Raw genomic sequence first — 590 nt, 5'->3', positions numbered from 1 at the left:
ATCCTGATGAGCGGCATCGGGACGCTGATCTTCTTCGTGGTCACGGGCGGGCGCGTGCCCAGCTATCTGGGCTCGAGCTTCGCATTCATCGGCGTGGTGATCGCCGCCACCGGCTATGCCGGGCCAGGGCCGAACCCTCATCTGGGCGTGGCGCTGGGCGGCATCATCGCCTGCGGGCTGATCTATGCGCTCATCGGGTTGCTGGTGGCGTTGACCAATGAGCGCCACCACAAATCGGCGCCGATCAAGGGCCTTGAGGTCGACGAGATCGAGCAGGACGCCGCGGTGCACTGGATCGAACGACTGATGCCGCCGGTGGTCACGGGGGCCGTGGTCGCGGTGATCGGTCTGAACCTGGCGAGCGTGCCGATCAAGAACATGGCGCCGACCGGCTTCGACACCTGGATGCAGGCATTGACTTTCCTGAGCGTGGGCCTGATTGCGGTCTATACGCGCGGCATGGTCCAGCGGCTGCTGATCCTGATGGGCCTGCTCGTCGCGAGCGTGATCGACGCGGTGCTGACCAACGGCCTCGGGCTGGGCAAGCCGATCGATCTCGGCGCCCTCGGCGCCGCGGCGTGGATCGGGCT

Annotated in this window: 1 protein-coding gene; it reads left to right on the top strand. The window is 66.6% G+C overall.

Annotation, left to right across the window (positions count from 1 at the left end; genetic code table 11):
* On the top strand, nucleotides 1-590 hold a 590-nt coding region (locus AC1DTN_RS38520; protein WP_477925464.1), incomplete at both ends, for a solute carrier family 23 protein.

It is taken from the genome of Rhizobium sp. 01T444, assembly GCF_056398305.1.
This window is presented reverse-complemented; position numbering and strand designations above follow the sequence as displayed.